The sequence below is a fragment of the Mesorhizobium sp. P2_D1 genome (genome assembly GCF_056404455.1).
Genome location: NZ_JBFUDZ010000137.1, coordinates 1 through 1,129 on the forward strand (window position 1 = coordinate 1; position 1,129 = coordinate 1,129).

1 protein-coding gene and 1 pseudogene are annotated in these 1,129 nt (G+C 58.6%); both read right to left on the minus strand.

All coding sequences use genetic code 11. From position 1 onward, the window contains the following. A pseudogene (locus tag AC1D0I_RS32560) lies at positions 1-333 on the minus strand (ABC transporter permease); the annotation flags it as partial. 60 nt (positions 334-393) lie between these two features. Then, positions 394-1,129 (minus strand): extracellular solute-binding protein (locus AC1D0I_RS32565; protein WP_477400179.1); only part of this gene is annotated, 736 nt, incomplete at its 5' end.

The following is a 1,129-nucleotide window of genomic DNA, read 5'->3' on the forward strand; positions in this document are numbered from 1 at the left end:
GAACAGAAGTGACCGGAAACCCGGCAGATCCGAATTGATGCGGACGGCTGCCTTGGCCAGTGTTTCCGGAGCGGTGGTTTTTAGGTCGTGCTGCAAGCCGGCGAATGCTGGGCTGTCCGGCAGCGAACTTCCGTCGAACTCGCCAAGAGCGGCAATCGTGCGCGGAAGTGCCTGCCGGGCCAGCGGATCCGAAACGCTCTGCCACAGCGTCGCCGCTATCGGCACGAAGAACGTGACGAGCAGGAAAAGGAACAGCGGCGCGACCAGGATAAGGGCCTGCGCGTTCCCGAGCCGCCTGAGAGGGGCCGCTATCTTTGCGAGGTTGGTAAACATGAAACCGAACATGCACACAGTATGGGCACCCTGTGGAGGCGCCCATACTGTGTCATTCTATCATTGGCCGATGAGGGTCGTCATGCGCTGGTTCAGCGCATCGTAATTGTCCAGCCAGAAGCTTGCATTGGACTGGATCGCCGTCTTGATGTTGTCAGGATTGGCCGACAACAACGGCAGCACTTCCGGCTTGACCAAGGGCAGAGCATCGGTGTTCGGAACCGAGATCCCCATCTTGGATGCCAGTTGCGCCTGTCTCTCCGCTTCGGTCGCGAAATTCAGCAAGCTATAGGCCGTATCGAGATTCTTCGCCCCCTTCGGGATCGCCCAGTAGTCGATGTGGCGGATCGAATTGTTGTTGACGACCTTGTTCTTAAGCCCTTCGCCGAGATTGGTGGYGTTGATACCGCTGTCGTAGGTGGCAATGAACACCGCCTCGCCGCTTGCCAGAAACTGCCGCGACTGTCCCGGATTGGTCCACCAGATGATGTTGGGCATCAGTTCCTTGACCTTGGCGAAGGCGCGATCTTGGCCTTCCGGCGTGGCGAGCGTCTTGTAGACGTCGGCCGGCGCAACTCCATCGGCAAGCAGCGCTGCCTCCAGCGTATCGCGTGGGTCGCGATAGAGAGATCTCTTACCAGGCCATTTTTTGACGTTCCAGAAGTCGGCCCAATTTTGAGGTGCTTCTGAGGTCTTGGCGGGATCGTAGGCGATCGACATGTTGTAGAGGACCTCACCAAGGCCGCAATCGAGCTTGGCATCCGGGATCAGCTTGGCGGCTTCCTTGATCTTGCTA